At 66.7% G+C, this 19017-nt stretch carries 17 protein-coding genes; 4 read left to right on the top strand and 13 right to left on the bottom strand.

Annotated features, from left to right (window positions below; all coding sequences use genetic code 11):
* Positions 1–28 precede the first annotated feature (28 nt).
* Positions 29–913, top strand: coding sequence for an SDR family NAD(P)-dependent oxidoreductase (locus QOJ24_RS12180; RefSeq protein ID WP_526261448.1), 885 nt, complete (start codon positions 29–31; stop codon positions 911–913).
* Here QOJ24_RS12180 and QOJ24_RS12175 read toward each other — a convergent pair.
* The 3 genes from QOJ24_RS12175 to QOJ24_RS12165 all read right to left on the bottom strand — a co-directional run bounded on the left by QOJ24_RS12175 (position 897) and on the right by QOJ24_RS12165 (position 3958).
* Positions 897–1709: an SDR family NAD(P)-dependent oxidoreductase gene (locus QOJ24_RS12175; RefSeq protein ID WP_526261446.1), complete on the bottom strand. Its 813-nt coding sequence runs from the start codon at positions 1707–1709 to the stop codon at positions 897–899. The genes QOJ24_RS12180 and QOJ24_RS12175 overlap by 17 nt on opposite strands.
* On the bottom strand, positions 1706–3271 hold the full coding sequence (locus tag QOJ24_RS12170; protein WP_526261444.1) for an MFS transporter: 1566 nt from the start codon (positions 3269–3271) through the stop codon (positions 1706–1708). Before QOJ24_RS12170 ends, QOJ24_RS12175 begins: the two co-directional genes overlap by 4 nt.
* A gap of 81 nt (positions 3272–3352) precedes the next feature.
* Entirely contained in the window at positions 3353–3958 is a 606-nt protein-coding gene (locus QOJ24_RS12165) for a TetR/AcrR family transcriptional regulator (protein ID WP_526261462.1), read from the bottom strand.
* Positions 3959–4109: 151 nt separating this feature from the next.
* Between QOJ24_RS12165 and guaA the strand changes: the two genes are divergently transcribed.
* A complete protein-coding gene (gene guaA / locus QOJ24_RS12160) occupies positions 4110–5669 on the top strand; it encodes a glutamine-hydrolyzing GMP synthase (protein ID WP_526261442.1) in 1560 nt (519 codons plus the stop codon).
* Here the strand turns inward: guaA and QOJ24_RS12155 are convergent, their stop codons facing one another.
* From QOJ24_RS12155 to QOJ24_RS12120, 8 genes are read right to left on the bottom strand one after another with little or no spacing between them, the layout of a single operon-like run.
* Positions 5670–6590, bottom strand: coding sequence for a MerR family transcriptional regulator (locus QOJ24_RS12155; RefSeq protein ID WP_526261440.1), 921 nt, complete (start codon positions 6588–6590; stop codon positions 5670–5672).
* A 1-nt stretch (position 6591) separates the two neighbouring features.
* Complete coding sequence (locus QOJ24_RS12150) at positions 6592–8088, bottom strand: flavin-containing monooxygenase (protein WP_526261438.1); 1497 nt, start codon at positions 8086–8088, stop codon at positions 6592–6594.
* Position 8089: 1 nt separating this feature from the next.
* On the bottom strand, positions 8090–9010 hold the full coding sequence (locus QOJ24_RS12145) for a ferritin-like domain-containing protein (protein WP_526261436.1): 921 nt from the start codon (positions 9008–9010) through the stop codon (positions 8090–8092).
* A gap of 12 nt (positions 9011–9022) precedes the next feature.
* On the bottom strand, positions 9023–9853 hold the full coding sequence (locus tag QOJ24_RS12140; RefSeq protein ID WP_526261435.1) for an SDR family NAD(P)-dependent oxidoreductase: 831 nt from the start codon (positions 9851–9853) through the stop codon (positions 9023–9025).
* 3 nt (positions 9854–9856) lie between these two features.
* Positions 9857–10834 (bottom strand): alpha/beta hydrolase, encoded by a 978-nt coding sequence (locus QOJ24_RS12135; RefSeq protein WP_526261433.1) that lies wholly within the window; start codon positions 10832–10834, stop codon positions 9857–9859.
* 54 nt (positions 10835–10888) lie between these two features.
* Positions 10889–12811: an Rcat domain-containing protein gene (locus QOJ24_RS12130; protein ID WP_526261431.1), complete on the bottom strand. Its 1923-nt coding sequence runs from the start codon at positions 12809–12811 to the stop codon at positions 10889–10891.
* Positions 12808–14415 (bottom strand): S53 family peptidase, encoded by a 1608-nt coding sequence (locus tag QOJ24_RS12125; protein ID WP_526261429.1) that lies wholly within the window; start codon positions 14413–14415, stop codon positions 12808–12810. The genes QOJ24_RS12130 and QOJ24_RS12125 overlap by 4 nt, the downstream gene beginning before the upstream one ends.
* A gap of 9 nt (positions 14416–14424) precedes the next feature.
* Complete coding sequence (locus QOJ24_RS12120) at positions 14425–14688, bottom strand: hypothetical protein (RefSeq protein WP_526261427.1); 264 nt, start codon at positions 14686–14688, stop codon at positions 14425–14427.
* A 229-nt stretch (positions 14689–14917) separates the two neighbouring features.
* Between QOJ24_RS12120 and imuA' the strand changes: the two genes are divergently transcribed.
* Positions 14918–15637 (top strand): DnaE2-dependent mutagenesis accessory factor ImuA', encoded by a 720-nt coding sequence (imuA', locus tag QOJ24_RS12115; protein WP_526261425.1) that lies wholly within the window; start codon positions 14918–14920, stop codon positions 15635–15637.
* On the top strand, positions 15634–17202 hold the full coding sequence (locus tag QOJ24_RS12110; protein ID WP_526261424.1) for a DNA polymerase Y family protein: 1569 nt from the start codon (positions 15634–15636) through the stop codon (positions 17200–17202). Before imuA' ends, QOJ24_RS12110 begins: the two co-directional genes overlap by 4 nt.
* A 1-nt stretch (position 17203) precedes the next feature.
* On the opposite strand, the gene QOJ24_RS12105 is transcribed toward QOJ24_RS12110, so the two are convergent.
* Both QOJ24_RS12105 and QOJ24_RS12100 read right to left on the bottom strand, forming a co-directional pair.
* Positions 17204–18592, bottom strand: a complete 1389-nt coding sequence (locus tag QOJ24_RS12105) for a DUF1254 domain-containing protein (protein WP_526261422.1) — start codon at positions 18590–18592, stop codon at positions 17204–17206.
* Between the two features lie 41 nt (positions 18593–18633).
* Positions 18634–19017: nucleoside hydrolase (locus tag QOJ24_RS12100; protein WP_526261420.1), on the bottom strand; the 384-nt coding region annotated here is incomplete at its 5' end.

Below are 19017 nucleotides of genomic sequence, written 5' to 3'. Positions count from 1 at the left end.
ATACCCAATCACACCCCGTTCCTCGTCTATGGTGTGGCGGGTGAAGACCGAGGGTGTCCTCGAGGGCAAGGTGGCCATCGTCACCGGCACCAGCCGCGGGGTCGGCGTCGGCATCGCACACGAGCTGCTCGGCGCGGGCGCCACCGTCATCGGCTGCTCGCGGTCGAAGCTCGAGGCGATCCCCGGCACGGACCACGACGAAGCCTGGCTGCAGCGCAGCGCCCAGATGGTCTGCGATCAGGGCGATTTCGGTGCCATCGACGCGATGGTCGCCGAGGTTGTCGACACCTACGGGCGCATCGACATCCTGGTCAACAACGCCGGCGGCACCGTGCCGAGCCCCAATGTCGAGGACGTGCCGGAACTCGTCGCCAAGCTCCAGGGTGCTCCCCGTGCCGACGACGATTTCGAGCGGACCGCGCTGTTTCACGCCTTCGCCGTCCAGATGAACCTGATCAGCCCGCTGTGGTTCGCCATCCGCGTCTACCGGCAGATGCGCGGCCAGGACGGTGTCGGGTCGATCATCAACATCTCCAGCGGCGCCGGTCATCCGGCGGGGTCTCCCACGCTGGTCTCCTACGGCGCGGCGAAGGCGGGGCTCAACCACCTCACCCGCTCACTGGCCCAGGAGTGGGGGCCGCGTGCGCGCGTCAATGCGCTGGCGCTCGGCCCGACGATGACCGACAACTTCCGGTCTTTCGTGCTGCCCAAGGATGATCCGTTGGGGGAGAAGTACTTCCGCGACGTCCCGCTCGGCCGTGCGGGTGAGCCCGCCGAGGTCGGCCGGGTCGTAGTGTTCCTGTGCAGTGGTGCTGCCGATTTCGTCAATGGGACGACCATCGAGATCGATGGCGGCATGCTGCCCGGCGTGCTCTACGAGGCCGGGCTGAAGACGATCACTGATCTGCTCTGAGGTCGCGTCTTCCTGGATCGTGCGACGTGCGCATACCTGCGATCACCTTCCCGAGGATGCGGCTACGGATGCGACGCGGCAGCGGCGTCAATGTCGAGGTGAGGAATTTGGCGCGGGCGCCCGGGATCACCGTTCGCCGTCCGAGCGCATTGAGCGCGGCCGTCGCGACGACCTCAGGGGAGGCGGCGGACGTCATCGTCAGGCCCGCCCGTGCGCCGAACCCCGAGTCGACGGGGCCGGGCGCGACGGCGAGCACGTCGACCCCACGCGGCTCCAGTTCGTCGTGGAGTCCTTCGGCCAGACTCTGCACGTAGGCCTTAGATGCGGCGTAGTTGGCCTGCCCCGGCACACCTTGCCAGCCGACGATGGATCCGAACAGCACGATTCCGCCCGTGCCGCGGGCAGCGAGCCTGTCGGCGAAGATGTGCGAAAGATGCATGACCGCGACGATGTTCACCGCGATCAGTTGGAGTTCTTCGCTCAAATCAGTCTCGAGAATTGTTCCGGTGGTGCCGAATCCGGCCGCCAGTACCACCAGACCGATGTCGAGATCGGACGTGAGCTCAGCGATGGTGTCGGCGGCGCCCTCGTCCGACAGATCGGTCGGCAGCGCCCTCGTGTCGACGTTGTGCACGGCGCTCAGTTCGGTGGCGAGGGCGTGCAGCCTGTCGCTGTTGCGGGCGATGAGGACGACGTTGATTCCCTCGGCGGCGATGCGCAGGGCCATCGCCTGGCCAATTCCGTCGCTGGCCCCGGTGATAAGGGCCCACGGCCCATACCGGTGTGCGTTCCTCATGCTGGGTCCGCCTTCGCGGGATGCGCAGGCAGCACGGCGAGGACGAAGAACGCCCCGACCAGACAAACGGCGGCCGCGGTCAAGCAACCGGCGTGCAGGCCTGCCATGAACGCGTCACTCACCGTGTCACGCACCGCCGCCGAGACCGATGGCGGAGACTGGGCGGCGACCTGCAAGCCCTGGGCCAGCCCCTCCCGCGCCGTGGCCTGGGCGGGATCGGGTGCGGCTCGCAGGATCTCGCTGTCGGACAGGTGACGGATATAAAGCGTGGAGAAGATGCTGCCGAGCACCGCGACCCCAAGTGTGCCGCCGACCTGACGGGTCGCGTCGTTGACCGCCGAACCGGCGCCTGCCTGTTCGGGCCGGACCACTCCCATGATCGAGTCGGTGGCCGGCGCTGTCGTCAGCCCGAGCCCGCCGCCTAGCAGCACCATCTGCGCTGCGACCTGCAGGTAGGGCACATCGACGTCGATGACGGCCACCCATGCGAACGCCGAGGTGAGCATCAGCAGGCCGACGAACACGACCGCTTTCGTGCCGATTCGGGTCACCGCGAGTTGGGTGCCCAGCACCGATCCCACCGCGATCGACAACGCGACCGGCAGGATCCGCACGCCGGTTTCCAGCGGACCGAACCCCTGAAGCAGTTGGAAGAACTGGGTGATCAGGAAGATGAAGCCGAACAACGCAAAGAAGGCGACGGTCACCGCCCCGCTGGCCGCGCTGAAGCGCAGGTTCGCAAAGAGGCTGACGTCGATCAGCGGATCACGCTGACGTCGCTCCCACCAGAGGAACGTCAGCGCCGCAAGCAACGCCAGGCCGAATCCCAGCAGCGAGCGGGTCGCGCCCCAGCCGTGCTCAGGCGCTTCGATGATGGTGTACACCAGCGCGCCAAGCATCACGACCGACGCAAGCAAACCACCCCGGTCCAGTCGGGCGCCCGAATCGTCGGTGGACGCCGGCACGAAGAGCATGGCGCCGACCACTGCGGCCACTGCGATCGGTGCCAGCGCCAGGAACAGGCTTCCCCACCAGAAGGTCTCCAACAGCGCGCCGCCGAGGATCGGGCCGATTGCCACCCCGAGTCCCGTCACCGCGCCCCAGACGCCGATTGCGCCGGCCCGCTGCTTGGGATCGCGGAAGGTGGCGGTGATGATCGCCAGCGTGGTCGGGTAGATCAGCGCCGACGAAATGCCCATCACCAGCCGCATTCCGATCAGCGGCCCCGTCGACGTGCAGAGCGCCGCGCCGATGCTGCTGGCGGCGAACAGGGTGAGACCGGCAATCAGGGTGCCGCGTCGGCCGAACTTGTCGCCGACGGTGCCGCCGGCCAGCACCAGCGCGGCGAACGCCAGATTGTAGGCGTCGACGATCCACTGCAGCCCGCGCGTCGACGCGCCCAGTGCCGAATTCAACGTCGGCAGCGCCACATTCACGATCGTCGTCTCGATGTTGATGGCCAAGGCCGCAACCAGCACGACGACGAGGATGAGTACCGGTCGCGCTCTCGGGGGTGTGGAGTGCGTGCCTCGGGGGGAGCGCTTGCGAGTGTCGATGGTCACGGTTGTACCGCCTAAATGTTGACAGAGATAACATTGCGAGACTGGCAGACAATGTTAGTGCTGTCAACATTTAGCCCGGCGTCACCGCAGTCCGCCGCCGATGAGGTCGAGCAGCCGGTCGGCCATCAGCTGCTTGCGGTGCGCGTCGACCTCGCTGAGGGGGCCGTCGAGAAACAGCATGGACAGACCGTGTACGGCGGCCCACACGGCCTCGTCGAGGCCGTCGCGGCGATCGGCGGAGAGTACGCCGACGCTCACCAGATCGTCGATGCACCTGATCAAAATGTGGAATGGATGGTGGCTTTTCATCTGGGTCTCGGCGCCGTCGGCCTCGCGTAAATGCGTACCGCGGCCCGCTCCGGAGTGCGCGAAAGCAGTTCTGAACAAGCCTGGTTCGGCGAGGGCGAAGTCGATGTAGCCCTGGCCGGTGGCGCGCAGGCGCCCGAGCGCCCGGTTGGCCTTCGGTCCCCGGCTGGCCACCGTGTTCATCCGGGCGACCATCGCATCTGCCAGTCGCGTCTCCGCATGTTCGGTCACCGCGGCAAGCAGCGCTTCGCGGTCAGCGTAGTGCCGATACGCCGCCGAGTTGCTGACCCCGGCCATCCGCTGAACGTCGCGCAACACCACCGCCTCCGGCCCGCCCGTCCTGGCGAGTTCGACGGCGTGCTCGAGAAGCGCCTGGCGCAGATTCCCGTGGTGATACGTGTCGGCGGCGGCACGGGATCGTCGCGTGGTCAGTGGATCCCCCTCCGCCTCAGCGTGATGTTTACAAGATTAACATTGGTGAGTGCAGGGCTGGCGCCTCAACCGGCGGGGCCCCCGCCCGTAGACTGAGCAGGTGCAACCGGCATCCCCGCGCCCCGTACTGGTGATCGACTTCGGAGCGCAGTACGCGCAACTGATCGCGCGTCGCGTCCGTGAGGCACGGGTGTACTCAGAGGTCATTCCGCACACCGCGTCCATCGACGAGATCAAGGCCAAGGACCCGCAGGCCATCGTGCTGTCCGGCGGTCCGTCGAGCGTGTACGAAGAAGGCGCTCCGCAGCTCGACCCCGCCGTGTTCGACCTGGGTATTCCGGTGTTCGGTATCTGCTACGGGTTCCAGGCGATGGCGCAGACACTCGGCGGCACGGTCGCCCACACCGGCACCAGCGAGTACGGTCGCACCGAGCTGAATGTCTCTGGCGGGCAACTACATCTGGACCTGCCGGACACTCAGCCGGTGTGGATGAGCCACGGCGACGCCGTGACCGCCGCACCGGAAGGCTTCGAGGTGGTGGCCAGCAGCGCGGGTGCACCGGTCGCGGGGTTCGAGAACCCGGCGCGCAGCCTGGCAGGTGTCCAGTACCACCCCGAGGTGATGCACACCCCGCACGGCCAGCAGGTGCTCAGCCGATTTCTGCACGAATTCGCGGGGATCGACTCGGCATGGACCCCGTCGAACATCGCCGACAGCTTGGTCGAACAGGTGCGCGCGCAGATCGGTGACGGACGGGCGATCTGCGGCCTGTCCGGTGGGGTCGACTCGGCCGTCGCCGCCGCCCTCGTGCAGCGCGCCATCGGCGACCGGCTGACCTGTGTGTTCGTCGACCATGGGCTGTTGCGGGCGGGCGAGCGGGCGCAGGTGCAGCGTGACTTCGTCGCCGCGACCGGCGCCAATCTGGTCACCGTCGACGCTGAGAACCGGTTCCTCGAAGCGCTTGCCGCGGTGACCAACCCGGAGGGCAAGCGCAAGATCATCGGCCGCGAGTTCATCCGGGCTTTCGAGGGCGCGGTCCGAGACATCGTGGGAGACACAGGATCCGACGTCGACTTTCTTGTGCAGGGCACGCTCTATCCCGACGTGGTGGAGTCGGGCGGCGGATCCGGCACGGCAAACATCAAGAGCCACCACAACGTCGGTGGCCTGCCCGACGACCTGAAGTTCAGGCTCGTCGAGCCCCTGCGGTTGCTGTTCAAGGACGAAGTGCGCGCCGTCGGCCGTGAGCTCGGCCTGCCCGAGGAAATCGTTGCGCGACAACCATTCCCAGGGCCCGGTCTGGCGATACGCATCATCGGTGAGGTAACGGCGGGTCGGCTCGAGACCCTGCGTCGCGCCGACGCTATCGCGCGCGAGGAGCTGACCGCGGCGGGCCTGGACAACCAGATCTGGCAGTGCCCGGTGGTGCTGCTGGCCGACATCCGGTCGGTCGGGGTGCAGGGCGACGGTCGCACCTATGGTCACCCCATCGTGCTTCGGCCGGTGTCCAGCGAGGATGCCATGACCGCGGACTGGACGCGGGTGCCCTACGAGGTACTCGAGCGCATCTCCACCCGCATCACCAACGAGGTACCCGAGGTCAACCGGGTTGTGCTGGACGTGACCAGCAAGCCGCCGGGGACCATCGAATGGGAGTGATCAGGCTTCCGGCGGCGGTTCGGTGTCCGCCTCTTTCTCGATGAGGTCGCCGAGAATCTGACCGACCGCCGACTCGATGGACGACTCGATCGAAAACGCAAGCGTTGCCGACACCGCGGAGACCGCCTGGGTGCGCAACCGCACAAGCATCGTGATCAGCTCGGCCATCTCGGTATCGGCGGGCAGGGCCGCCCCCGGCTTGAGGCGGTCGATGACCTGCTCGACGCCGGCCTGCACCAGAATGTCGCTGATCTGATCGATCAGCGGTGCGACCTGTTCATGGACGTCGATCAGCCTGCCCGTCTCGACGCCGTACTGACGGATGTCGTTGAACGCCGCGATCAGCTTGGGCCGCACGACTACCGCTTCGCCGTCTTCGAGCCGGATCACTCCGAGGCCCAGCATGCGCTCGAACCCGGTTTCGTCGTCGACCAGCCGCTTGGCGTCGGCGACGCTCATCCGTTCGGGCTTCTCCGTGGCCCAGCTGCCGGCGATCGCGTTCTCCAGCCCCAGCATGTCGCCGACGTCCTTGCCCTGCTCCCACGCCGACAACATCTCGTGGACGTGGGAGATGTTGTAGCCCCGGTCGAGCAGGGACGTGATCAGCCGCAGGCGGGTGAGGTGGGTGTCGTTGAACAACACGATCCGGCCCACCCGCAACGGTGGATGAAGCAGGCCGCGGTCCCGGTAGACGCGGATGTTGCGGGTGGTGGTGCTCGCCAGCTGGGCGAGCTCCTCGATCCGGTACTCACCGGACGCGGCGATACCGTGCGGTTGGACGGCGGCGTCGAACAGCTGCGACACCGCGGTCTCGATGACGTCGCGCGAGCTTCTGCGGATCTGGCGGGGCGCACGACGCAGACCGGCGAGGATCGTCGAGATCGCCCCCGCGTTTTGTCGTGGCTGCCTGGCCGCAGCCATCTCAGGCCGTTGACGTGACCGCTGGCACGACGGCTTTTTCGTGCGCGGTGTAGTCGCTGAATCGGAAGTCCCGCATCTGACGAAGATACTGGGTGGCGAAGCCCGGGTACATCGAAGCGTTGAAGCCGTCCTTCGTCAGGTACCAGCTGCTGCAGCCCGTCATCCAGGTCGTCTTGGTAAGCCGCTTCTGGATTCGCCGGTTGTACCGTCGCTGCACGTCCGCTCTGACGTCGAGATAGCGCAGATTCTCCCGGAGGACCGTGGTGATCGCGCTGACCGCGTACTGAATCTGCCCCTCGACGTAGACGAGCAGCGAGTTGTGGCCGGGCCCGGAGTTCGGCCCCGTCATGAAGAACAGGTTGGGGTAGCCGTGGGCGTTGACGCTCTTGTACGCCTGCGCGCCGTCGGCCCACTCTTCGCGCAGGGTTCGTCCGCCGATCCCGGTGATCGGGTATGGCGGTCCGGTCAGATGCACGTCGTACCCGGTGGCGAACACGATGCAGTCCAGGTGGTGCTCGACCCCGTCGCTGGTGCGGATCCCGGCGGGGCTCATCGTGGCGATCGGCCAGTCGATGAGCTTGCAGTTGTCCCGCTGCAGCGCTGGGTAGTAGTCGCTGGAGATCAGCATCCGCTTACAGCCGGGGGTGAAGTCCGGGGTGAGCTGCCGTCGCAGCCACGGATCGGACACCTGCGACCGGATGTGCGCCTTGCCCAGTCGGGCGACAAGCGACGTGAGCGGAGTGTTCCAGACCATGGCGGTCGCGGTGACTTCGTGACCCCAGTACAGTGCCTGGCGGGCAAGCTCTTGAGTGACAGGCACTTTCGCGAAGACTTCCTTCGCCGCGGCCGGCATTGAGACGTCCAGCCGGGGCATGACCCAGCCGGGTGTGCGCTGGAAAACCTTGACGAACTCGGCGCGCTTCACCAGTTCGGGGACAATCTGCACGGCGCTGGCGCCGGTGCCGATGACCGCTACTCGCTTTCCGGCGAAGTCGTAGTCATGGTCCCACCGCGCGCTGTGGATCTTGTGGCCCCGGTAGCTGTCGAGGCCGCGGATGTCCGGCCATTTGTGGTCGGGCAGCGGCCCGGACGACAGCACCACGGTGCGGGCCCGGAATCGTTTGCGCGCCACGGTGGTCAGCGTCCAGACGCCCTCGTCTTCGTCGAAGTCGAGCTTGTTGACCTCGACGCCGAACTGAATGCGCCTTCGCAGGTCGAATGCGTCGACCATGCCCTCGATGTGTTCGCAGATCTCACCGGCCGGCGAGTACGCCCGTGACCAGTTCGGGTTCTTCACGAACGAAAACGAATACAGCAGCGATGGAACATCGCATGCCGCACCGGGATACGTGTTGTCCCGCCAGGTGCCGCCAACGCGGTCCTCGCGTTCCAGGATCACGAAGTCGTCGACACCGGCCTGGGTCAGTTTGATCGCGGTACCGATGCCGGTGAAGCCGGCACCGACGATCAGCGTGTCGTACACCTTGGTATCAGCCATGTCACGCCGCCGGCTCGTGGGTGAGTTCGTCGAACCACGACGGGATCGGGCTGAGCAGTTGCCTGGGGTAGCGGTCCGACAGCCACACCATGGAGTTGGCCAGCAGATGATATGGGTGACGCGGGTTGGTTACCCAGCCCGCGTGCCGCTTGAGCACACGGTAGGTGGGTACGCGGCGGGTGTGCTGGCCGCGCTCACCGAGGGTGGAGAAGCGCTGAACGGCCTTGTACAGCCGCTCGGGCCGCAGGCCCATCGCGACGATCTCGTTGCGCACCCGGTTGAGCAGGGGCACGTACATGATGGTGCCGAGGATCAGACCCGGCGATGCGACGCTGCCGACGAAGTCGATTGCGAGCTTGCGCGCCTTCGCATTGCCGATCATGTCGAGAACCTCGAAATCGACTGCCAAATGCCGTGACTCGTCGTTGTTGATCTTCTCGAAAACTTGATGGCATACCGGGTCGTTGACTTCTTCGAGGAGGAACTTGAGCAGTGCCCCGTCGAGAGCGACCTCGAGCATCGGGATCACGGTGCCGAGCACCGCGAGCGACATGCCGTCGGCGAACCGGTCCAGCCAATTCATCGCCAGCCGGATGTTGACGTTCGGCTCGGGCATCTCACCGTCGTCGAGCATCCCCCAGCGCTTCATCAGCGCCAGTTCGGCGTTCGCGTGCCGTTGCTCCTCGGCGTGGAAGTACCGGTAGATCTCGGCGATGGTGGGAGTCGGCGCCTTTTTCGCCAGCGCCGCGAACCCTCTGGCTCCGATGTTCTCGATCCAGCACAGGTCGGCCATGAACGCCTTCAGTTGGGGCCGCTGCTCGTCGGTGATGAACTCGGCGCCCGGCGCATCCCAGTCGATGTCGGCGAGTGCCCATTGGCGGTCCTTGATCTTCGCCAGCATGACGTCCATGTCGATCGCCACAAGATCCTCCTACTAGGTCGCGAAACGGGTGCTGAGTCCGGCGGCGCGGGTGTACACCGTCGGCGTGAAACGTTTGATGCCCCAACCGATCCGGGCATCGGGTTGCGGCATGCAGTACAGGCCGCCACGATCAAGGGTGTCCAGGCAGGTGCGGGCCACCCGATCGGGGGAGAACCCGGTCCAACGCATCAGCCGGTCGCCCAGCTCGGTCGACTTGCCGGTGATCCGGCCGGAATCGACGATGTTGGTCTTGACGAACGTCGGGCACAGCGCCGTGACGTTGACGCCGGTGCCGCTGAGTTCGGCGGACAATGTCTCCGACAGCGAGAGCACGCCCGCCTTGCTCACGTTGTAAGCGGCCATCCCCGGTGCCGCAGCGAATGCGGCGGCGGATGCGACGTTGATGATGCCGCCATAGCCGGCCTCACGGAGTATCGGCGCGAAGACATGGCAGCCGTGAATCGGCCCCCACAGGTTGATGCCGAGCACCCAGTTCCAGTCGTCGATCTCGGTCTCACCGATGGCCGTACCGCCTGCACCGACACCGGCATTGTTGATCACCATCGTCGGCGGACCGCCGAGCCAGTCCTGTGACACCTTCGCGAGTTGGATGACGTCGTCGAGTTGAACGACATCGCATCGTGTCGCCAACGCGTCACCGCCCGCGGCGACGATACTGTCGGCCGTTGTCCGCGCGGTGGTTTCGTCGATGTCGCTGCAGACGACCCTGCCCCCTCGGCGGGCGAGCTCGGTGGCGAACGCCGCCCCGATGCCGCTGCCGGCGCCGGTGATGACCGCGGCAGCCTTGGTACTGCGTTTTCTCGGCGATCCGAATATGCCCATCGCTCAACCTGCTTCCCGGCCTGCGGTGTAGTCGCCGAGCGACTCCGCGATGAATTGCGCGATGTTTCTCATCGCGGGCGCCGCCTCCGGGGTCAGCCGGGGCAGTGCTTGGAAGACGTGTACCTGGTCCGGCCAGACCTGCAGTTCGCACTCGCCGCCTGCAGCGATGATGTCGGAGGCCAACCGCCTGGCATCGGCGACGAGCATTTCGGCGCCGCCCGCCTGGACGAGCGTCGGCGGCAGCGCCCGCCCGCCCGCGACGTCGAGCGTCAGACGCGGATGCGCGAGATCGCTTTGCGCGTAGTACAACCCGACGAGCCGCTTGGCGTCGCGGACCCGGATCGCCGGGTCACGCCGCAACGCTTCTCTGGTACGCGACAGCTCGAAGGAGAGGTCCATGAGCGGCGACATCAGAACCATCGATGCCGGGTGGGCGACGTCGGGCTGCAGCAGCATGTCGACGGCCAGGTGACCGCCTGCCGAGTCGCCCGCGATGATCAGGCGCTGCGGCGCCAGGCCGTGCTGGTCGGTCAGCCAGTCCCAGCCGGTCCGCACATCGGTAGCAGCGGCGGGGAATCGATGACGAGGCGCCAGCCGGTAGTCGACGACGAATACGGGCAGCCGGGTCAGCGCCGACAGCCATGCCGTCAGCCGGCGGTGAGTGCGGGGCGAGCACAGCGCGTATCCGCTGCCGTGCACGTAGTAGATCGCGCGGTCTTCGCGACGCACGCCCGCTGCAAGGACCCATTCACCGATCACCCTGCCGCCATCGGGTATCCGTACGTCGACGCGCTCGACCTGCGTTCCGGCCAGCGACGGGCCGAGGGTGTCCATGACCCCGGAGACGATCCGGCGCGACGCCCACAGGCCCCATGCCCGCTCGGGCGGAAGCACCGCACTCACCTGTCGCAGGGTCACGCTGCTGATCGCGGCCGCGCCACGGCTCCTCATCGAGCCGCGCACGGGTAAGTTGTCCGCCACGTCCGAAGTACACCAGCGAATGATGACATTTGTCAATGTCAACATTTGCGATTGTCAGCGAGGGGGGTCGCCTCGCCAACTGAAGCTGTTGACGTATTTGCCCATGTCAAGAGCCAGTTGAAGGTTCGCGCCTGACGGCTTGCCCAGCCCGAAATCCGGCCCGAATTGCCGGAAAGGGCCGACGGCGGCGGCGATGAGGGCGAGGTCGTTCTTGATCGCCACCATCGCGATCACCCGCATCCGCATGTAATTGCTGTTGGCGCCCTGCGGCCAGCAGTCGGCGACCAACCCGTATCCGGGCACGTAGCCCACCATCGCGTTGGGAATCTGGTAGGCGGTCTTGGTGTCCGGGAAGGTTTCGTTCACAAGGCCTTTGGCGATGTCCTCCGCGGTTCGTCCGTTGGCGGGACGACTCATCAACTGCATGGTGCCGCCGTCGCCGCCGAGGAAGTCTGCCCGTATCCCGTTCGGGCTCTCGGTGATCCGGTAGACCGAACTCGGTGCCGGGTGCGAAACGGAGAAGGATCCGTCGGGTGCGGTGAACCGTGGGTTGACCGCGACCGGCTCGCCGGTGGGTGGATGCCCGCAGTCCGGTGGGCAGGTGTAGCGCGCGGACGGTTTGTGGATGACCACGGAAAGGCCAACGAGCGCGACCGCGACCACCACGATGCCGGTGCCCCACGTCCGCAACAGCCGGGCGTAGGAGGTGCGCCGCACCGGTGTTGCGTCGTAGGTTCCCGACATCACCGAGTAGCCGGGATGCGTCACGTCGGTGGTGGGCTCATCGGGCTCGCGGCTCGTCGGCCGCGACTCGCGCCGGTCCTTGCGCGATGACCGGGACGCAGCGTGGGTCGCCACGCCGCACGCCGGGCAGAAAGCCATATCGGGTACCACGTGCTGGCAGTGCGGACACAACACCGGCTCGTCGGAGTGGATCTCGTCATGTTCTTCGTGCAGCAGTGCCAGGTGAATACCGGTGCGCAGCAACAGAATCGCCACCACCGATACCGACAGGTGAATGATCAACTGCAGCCACTGCGGGATGTGCGAGACATCGACCAGTCCGAGCACGGCGTAGACAGCCACCACTGCCGTGGCGAATCCAGCCAGCGCGGCACGCACGTATCCCGGATGTTGATGGACCTTGCTGGGTGGGCGGGTGAACCACAGCGCCGCACCGATGAGCCCTCCGACGGTGGCGGCCGTCACCGGCACCGCAACCCCGCGGATGCCCGCCTCGACGAGCAGCGACGAGACCGGGCGGGCGCGAGCCACCATGCCGGAGGCGAACTGCGGCGCCAGCCGCGTGATGGTGGCGGCGGCGGTGAAGGTCAGGGCGCCGAGAGCCCCGATCATGAAGCCGTCCAATGATTCCCGGCCCGATTGCCGCAGCAGGCGGACCACCACGACCGGCACGAGCATGAGAAGCATGCTGCCGACTGGGACGCCGAGCCCTTCTCGAAGGAGCCGGCCCGCCGCTATCCCGGTGCCAAGCGGGACGCCGTACGAGCGGGCCACCGCCGCACCGGTCAACAGAACCCACCCGACTCCGAGCATGATGCCGAGGCCTGCGGTCAGAAGCAGGGTACGGACGGGGAGATCGCGGTAGGCATCCGTCTCCCGTAGGTACAGCAGGAAAAGCAGCGGGAGCCCGAGTGCGGCAACGGTGATCAGCGCCGCAGGCATCCGCAGCGTCGCGAACGTCACCAACCCGATCAGCACGAGAACCAAGACGATCCGGAACGGTGTACGGGATTTGTCCGGCAAGTTGGGGAACAGCGAACTGGCCAGTGACGGCAGCAGCAGGTGCTCGCCGGGGGCGGCCCCGTAGGCACGAATTCGCAACCAGGACGGGCCATTTCCACGCCGCTCGGTCAGGAAGTCACCACAGAGCCCGCAGAATTCGCCTGCGGGAACGTCGGTTTGACAGACCCGGCACTCCATCGTGGTTGGGGAGTCTTCGGTGGGGGTGCTCATGCGGTCAACTTCTGCAGAACAAGGATATTGCGGACGAGGTTATCGACGTCGGGGGTGCCGAGTCCGGTCACCAGATCGTATCCGGGCGCCGCGTCGGCCACCGCGTTGCCGCCGAGGGTGACGTCGCGGAAGCCCGGCAGCCTCGAGCCTTCGGCGACCTGATACAGCAGCGGATTGAGGTCTCCGAGTGGTTGTCCGCCGTTCTCGACGAGGTACTGGTTCATCACCGCGGCGAGGCCCGCCCAGATCGGCGCGGACTGTGAGGTTCCGCCGCCGACCAATTGCTTGCCGTTCAAGACGATCTTCACGCCGGTAAACTGATCGGCCACAGCGGAGACGTCCGGGGTGAGCCTGCGGCCCCGATCCCTGTTCGGCAATACCGCGCGTTGCCACGGCGGCCGGTCGAACAGTGCGGACACCCCGCCGCCGCTGCCCAGCGACAGCGGCACGTCGAACCAGGCCTGTTCGGACTGCCATACGCCTGCGGCGTCGGTGGACAGGGTGGTGCCGCCCACATCGGTCATCTCCGGCAGCGACGCGACGGAGTCGAGCCCGATATCGGCGTCACTCGGTGGCGACGACCAGTCCTGGCCGCCTTTGCATTCCAGGCCCGCGAGGTCACCGCTGGCGTTGAAAGCCGTCGTGCCATTGGCGTGGGCGGCCGCGAGCGCCGACCGCACCGGCGCCAGATCGGCTGCGGTAATCAGCTTGTCGCAGCCCCAGCCGATGGAGAAGCTCCACACCGCACCGGGGAACTGCCGGTCGGCCGACGCCAACATCTGCGCGATCTTCTCGTAGACACCGCCGTCGCCCTCGACGGTCGGTCGGGCGTTGATGACCACCTTCTTCGCATCCGGCGCAACGGCATGGGCGACTTCGAGGTCCATCGTCGTCTCACCGCGCGGTGCCGACGGTTGGCCGCCGACCAGGGTGGGGGTGAACTTCGGCAAGTTGTACAGCGTCGCGAAGCTGTCCAGGTCGGCCTGGTCGAAGCCGTCGAACGCGAAGATCACGATGGTCTGGCCCTTGCCGGTGAAACCGGCCGAGGCCAGTGGGGTCACGTTGTAGGTGTTGCGCAGCGAGCTGGGCTGCAACCCTTGGTCGGGTACGTCGCGGGGCAGCATCGGTGGTTTCGACTCGTGATGCGGGATGTAGCTCAGGATTCGGCCCAGCTCGACGACCTCTGGGCGCACTTCCTCGGGCACCGACGGCTGCTGCGGGGACGCATAGAACAGCTGGCCGCGTTGGCCGCGATAGTCGTGTACCTCGACGTCGAACGCGGAGCCCACCTTGTCAGCCTCGCCCTCGATGACGGCCCAGTTCTTGCCCGGCTGCCATCGCACGGACAAGCCTTGGCTACGCGCCCAGCCGACCAGCCGAGTCGGCCGGGTCGAGTCGCGAAGTTCGGCCGTCAGCTGGGTGTCGACGCGGTGCGAGGGTCCCAGATCGGTTGAGGCGCCGAGCAGAAGCGCAAAGGGTCCGCCGATCAGCCGAGGCGTGTTGTCCGCATGGGTGATCCGCAGATCCGACGCAAGCAAAAGCACCCCTGCCACCGCGATCAGCGCCAGCAGCCGGTGCCCGGCGCCAGTTCGCCAACCGGGCACCGCGGTGCGCTAGTTGTCGCCCGGAGGCGCCGTGGGCGCCGGAGGTGCCAGGACCGACGGTGAGAACGGATTCGGTCCACCGGGATCGAGTCGCGGTGCCTTCTCGGTCGGCTCGGCAGGTGCCGTGGTGGTTGTGGTGGTCGTCGTGGTCGAGGTCTCGGGAGCCTTCTCCTCTTCCTTCGCGCATGCGGCGGAAAGCCCGACAAGGGCGATGATCGCGGCGGCTCCGGCGATGGCCGGAATGCGACGTGCCGAACGACGTGTCGTCATCATTGTCCTATCTGTCCCCCGACTTGCTGTAGGACCGCTGTCAATGCGGTCGTCGTTCGAAACCTTATCCGATATGCGAAGAATTCCCCGGCTATTCAGCCGCAGGCGTACGCCGGTGGAACCCCCATATTGGGCTGCTGACGCTTGACGGTGTCGGTGGGCGGGTGTTTACTCGTTCTATCGAACATACTTTCGAATCAGCCATGATTCGGATGAGGCGGAAGGTGCTGTTGTGACGACGGCGATGAGCCTTGATCTGCATCGGGTTGACCGTGCTGATCAGGTAGAACACCTGCGCCGCAAGATGGCGGCGATATCCGGGAAGGTGGGGCAGGGCCGTCGCGGCCAGCTGTCGTCCAACGATGTGCTTCCCGAGTCGGAAAGTTTGCTGCCGTTACCCGAATCGTCCCCGGCAAGCGGGAGGTTCGACCAGGCCGAAGTGCAACCGACCTCATTGCCGAGGGGAACGGTGGCGGTGCTGTCGGGTGCACGGTCACTGTCGCTGAGCATGGTGGCCGCAGTGACGGCAGCGGGTGGGCATGCGGCCATTGTCGGCCAGCCCGACGTCGGTCTGCTTGCGGCCGTCGAGATGGGTGCGGACCTGAGCCGGCTCGCCGTCATTCCCGAACCGGGAGCAGATCCCGTCGAGGTGGCAGCGGTGCTGATGGACGGCATGGATCTGGTCGTGCTCGGTCTTGCCGGCCGCTGCGTGCCCGCGACACGGGCGCGGGCGGTGGTCGCCCGCGCGCGCCAGAAGGGTTGCACGCTGTTGGTCACCGGCGGTGACTGGCATGGCGCATCGGCTCGACTGGAGGCCAGGGTCAGCGGCTACGAAGTGACCGGCGGCAGTGACGGTAGACCCACATCCGGGTGCGGCCGGATCAGCAAGGTCCGGTTGGACATGCGGGCGAGGGGACGAAACTTCGGGTCGGTGCGTGCGGTAGGCGAATGAGCGCGTCACGGGTGCTGGCCATCTGGTGCATGGATTGGCCTGCGGTGGCTGCGGCGGTTGCGGCTGATCTGTCCCCGACGTCTCCGGTGGCGGTCACACTGGCCAACCGGGTTATCGCCTGCTCGGCGTCGGCACGCACTGTCGGCGTGCGTCGCGGCCTGCGTCGTCGGGAAGCTCAGGCCAGGTGCCCACAGCTGCACGTCGTCACCGCCGACCCGGCACGCGATGCCAGGCACTTCGAGAACGTGACGACTGCAGTGGACGACCTGGTGCCGCGTGCCGAGGTACTGCGGCCGGGCCTGCTGGTGTTGCCGGTACGCGGTGCGGCGCGCTACTTCGGCTCCGAGCAGGCGGCCGCGGAACGGTTGGTCGATGCGGTGGCGGCTGCCGGTGCCGAATGCCAGGTGGGTATCGCCGACCGGCTGCCCACCGCGGTCTTCGCCGCGCGCGCCGGGCGGATCATCGAGGCGGGCAAGGACGCGGCGTTCTTGTCGGCGCTGTCCATCCGTCAGCTGGCCACCGAGCCCAGTCTGGCGGCCCCGGGCCGCGAAGACCTGGTGGATCTGTTGTGGCGCATGGGTATCCGAAACATCGGGCAGTTCGCCGCGTTATCCCGAGCCGACGTGGCATCGCGGTTCGGGGCCGATGCGATAGCCGCACATCGCTTCGCCCGCGCCGAACCCGGCCGGGGGCCGTCGGGACGCGAACCGCCTGCGGACCTCGACGCCGTGATGGACTGCGACCCGCCGATCGACCGGGTGGATGCCGCGGCGTTCGCAGGCAGGTCGCTCGCCAGCGACCTGCATCGCAGCCTCGAGTCGACCGGTGTCGGCTGCACCAGGCTGGCCATCCATGCCGTGACCGCCAACGGTGAAGAACTGAGCCGGGTTTGGCGTTGTGCGGAACCGCTGACCGAGGACGCCACCGCCGACCGGGTGCGCTGGCAGTTGGACGGCTGGCTGAATCGCCGCAATCCCAACGACAGACCAACCGCGCCGATCACCGTGTTGCGGCTGCAACCGGTGGAGGTGGTGTCGGCCGAGGCGTTGCAACTGCCGCTGTGGGGTGGCATGGGTGAGGAGGACCGGCTGCGTGCCCGTCGTGCGCTGATTCGCGTGCAGGGTCTGCTCGGACCGGAGGCCGTGCAGGTGCCGGTGCTCAGCGGAGGCCGTGGACCCGCCGAGCGCATCACGTTGACGCCGTTGGGTGATGAGCCCGTACCGCGGGCCGACCCCGGGCAGCCGTGGCCGGGGCAACTGCCTGAGCCCTCGCCGAGCGTGCTGCTCGACGACCCCGTCGAAGTGCTTGACGGCCAAGGCAATCCGGTCCGGGTGACCAACAGGGGACTGTTCTCGGCGGAGCCTGCACGGCTTGCCTCCCCGGCCAGGGAAGGCGCGTTGTCCTGGTGGGCGGGGCCGTGGCCGGTTGACGAACGGTGGTGGGATCCGGAACGCAAGGCGGGCCGTACCGCACGGGCACAGGTGCTGGTCGACGGAGACCCGGGCCAGGCGCTGTTGCTGTGCTACCGCCAGCGGCGGTGGTACCTGGAAGGGATCTACGAGTAGTTCAGTGGGTCTTCTCGATGTCCGGCAGCTTCCAGGCCTTGTCGAACAGTGCTTGCTCCGGACCGTAGAACCGGAAGATCACCTCGAAGGTGTTGCACGCCTTCGTGGGAACCCAGTTCGACGAAAAGCCGTCGGGCGCTTGTGGACCGAAGTAGATGTCGACCGACCCGTCTGCGTTCGTCGTGAGCTCGGGGGAGGTGGATGACCGGCTGGACCACGGAGTGTTACGGATCAGCGCATGTGTCGCCCCGTCATAGGCGGTGGCCGACCAGTATTGCCGCACCGGTGCAGATGCGGGTACGCGCAGACGGTAGGTGCCATCTCCTGACAAAGTATTGCCCGCCTTGTCCTTGGTGCACATCAGGTAAAACTGGCCTGCACCAAGCTCTTTGGCGCTGAAGAAAGCGACGGAATAGGTCACCGCACGGCTGTCGACCGGGTAGCTGCCGGGGTCGGCGAAGTTCGACATCATTCCCTTGACGACCTCGTCGGAGGCGGGCACGTGCCAATGTCCGCCGTCGAAGTACGCGGGCGGAAAATATGATGTCTTCCACCGGTTGACCAGCCAGGCGTGCGCCTCATGAGCGGCGGCCTCGAGGATTCTTCGCGCCTTGCCGGCGGGGGTGAAGGGGTTGCCCTTCTCGATGCCGATCGTTTTCAGCGAGTCGATCATCGCCCTGTCACGGGCCAGCCACGGCTCCGCCTGCACGATGCTGTTCAGTGCATCGAAGTATCGGGCGTCGTAGGGAATGGTTGCGTCGAACAGAACGTCGATCGCATCGATGAACGTTGTCTGCGGTGGATCGGCCGCCTCCGACAGCGGATACACCCGAACGTGTTTCGCATACGCGACGGCGTCGGCGATCCCGGCATCGTCAGCGCTGCGGTAGTTGGACCGCAGCAACGCAAAGGACTGGTAGGTCGGTGACCGCAACGGGATGTACCCGTCGGGCACTTCACCCGGATGATCAGGGGGCAGGACGAGGTACTTGGCTCCTTGACCCTCGTCAACGCCCGCGGGCCCGACGTCGGCTATCGCGGTCTGCCAGCAGTCGTCTACCGACCCGACGATCGTTCCCGCGCCGGCAGGCGGGATCTCCAGCACCACCGGCCCGGCTTCTTCGGTGTTGAGGAACGGCATCACGTAGATCGTGTCGGGGTTGGGTGTCAGCGTCTGGTTCTTCCAGGTGATCGGCCGAGACCAGAACACGATCTGGTTCGCCGACCCACCCAGCTTCACCATCTGGCGACGCATCAGTTCGAAGTTGACCGCGGGCACGCCCCAGATAACCGCCTCGACGGCACGGCGATGCAGCGCCCGGTCGGCGATCTCGGCCGGGTTCGACGGCGAACCTGCTGACGGTTCCGGTCGTTGCCACAGCGTGCGCATGGCGCGCCTCCCACCTCGGGATGCCGCCATTCAACCCCAGGTCAGGTCAGATCGCGGGCGAATCGGCCGACGCGCGCGATGAACTGGTCGAAGAATGCGGCAGGATCCACGTCAACACCGATGAGCGCGTTGGGTTCTCGTCCCCAACGGCCGGACCAGTCGGCAATCGTCATGCCGCGGGTCAGTGTGCCGGTCAGCTCGACGTCGATGGTGGCCGGTCGCGTCGTCACCAGATCCGGATCGAGCGCCACGCCCGCGGCCAGCGGATCGTGCAGATGCGCGAGGTATCCCTCGCCCTGGTCGAAATGGAACTCGAAGTAGAACCGCATGGCGTCCTCGAGTACCCGGATCAACGGATTGACGGCTGCCGAGCGGGTGCCGCGGTCGTCGAGCACGCTCATCGGGGCGGTCGGCGAGTTCGCCTC

The sequence above is a fragment of the Mycobacterium sp. genome (assembly GCF_032159775.1).
Lineage (GTDB): Bacteria > Actinomycetota > Actinomycetes > Mycobacteriales > Mycobacteriaceae > Mycobacterium.
This window is presented reverse-complemented; position numbering and strand designations above follow the sequence as displayed.

Bases quoted from the DNA above. Each gene is read 5' to 3' on its own strand.
- QOJ24_RS12180 (WP_526261448.1), top strand. From the start codon at position 29: ATGGTGTGGCGGGTGAAGACCGAGGGTGTCCTCGAGGGCAAGGTGGCC.
- QOJ24_RS12175 (WP_526261446.1), bottom strand. From the start codon at position 1,709: ATGAGGAACGCACACCGGTATGGGCCGTGGGCCCTTATCACCGGGGCC.
- QOJ24_RS12155 (WP_526261440.1), bottom strand. From the start codon at position 6,590: ATGGCTGCGGCCAGGCAGCCACGACAAAACGCGGGGGCGATCTCGACG.
- QOJ24_RS12150 (WP_526261438.1), bottom strand. From the start codon at position 8,088: ATGGCTGATACCAAGGTGTACGACACGCTGATCGTCGGTGCCGGCTTC.
- QOJ24_RS12140 (WP_526261435.1), bottom strand. From the start codon at position 9,853: ATGGGCATATTCGGATCGCCGAGAAAACGCAGTACCAAGGCTGCCGCG.
- QOJ24_RS12130 (WP_526261431.1), bottom strand. From the start codon at position 12,811: ATGAGCACCCCCACCGAAGACTCCCCAACCACGATGGAGTGCCGGGTC.
- QOJ24_RS12120 (WP_526261427.1), bottom strand. From the start codon at position 14,688: ATGATGACGACACGTCGTTCGGCACGTCGCATTCCGGCCATCGCCGGA.
- QOJ24_RS12110 (WP_526261424.1), top strand. From the start codon at position 15,634: ATGAGCGCGTCACGGGTGCTGGCCATCTGGTGCATGGATTGGCCTGCG.
- QOJ24_RS12105 (WP_526261422.1), bottom strand. From the start codon at position 18,592: ATGCGCACGCTGTGGCAACGACCGGAACCGTCAGCAGGTTCGCCGTCG.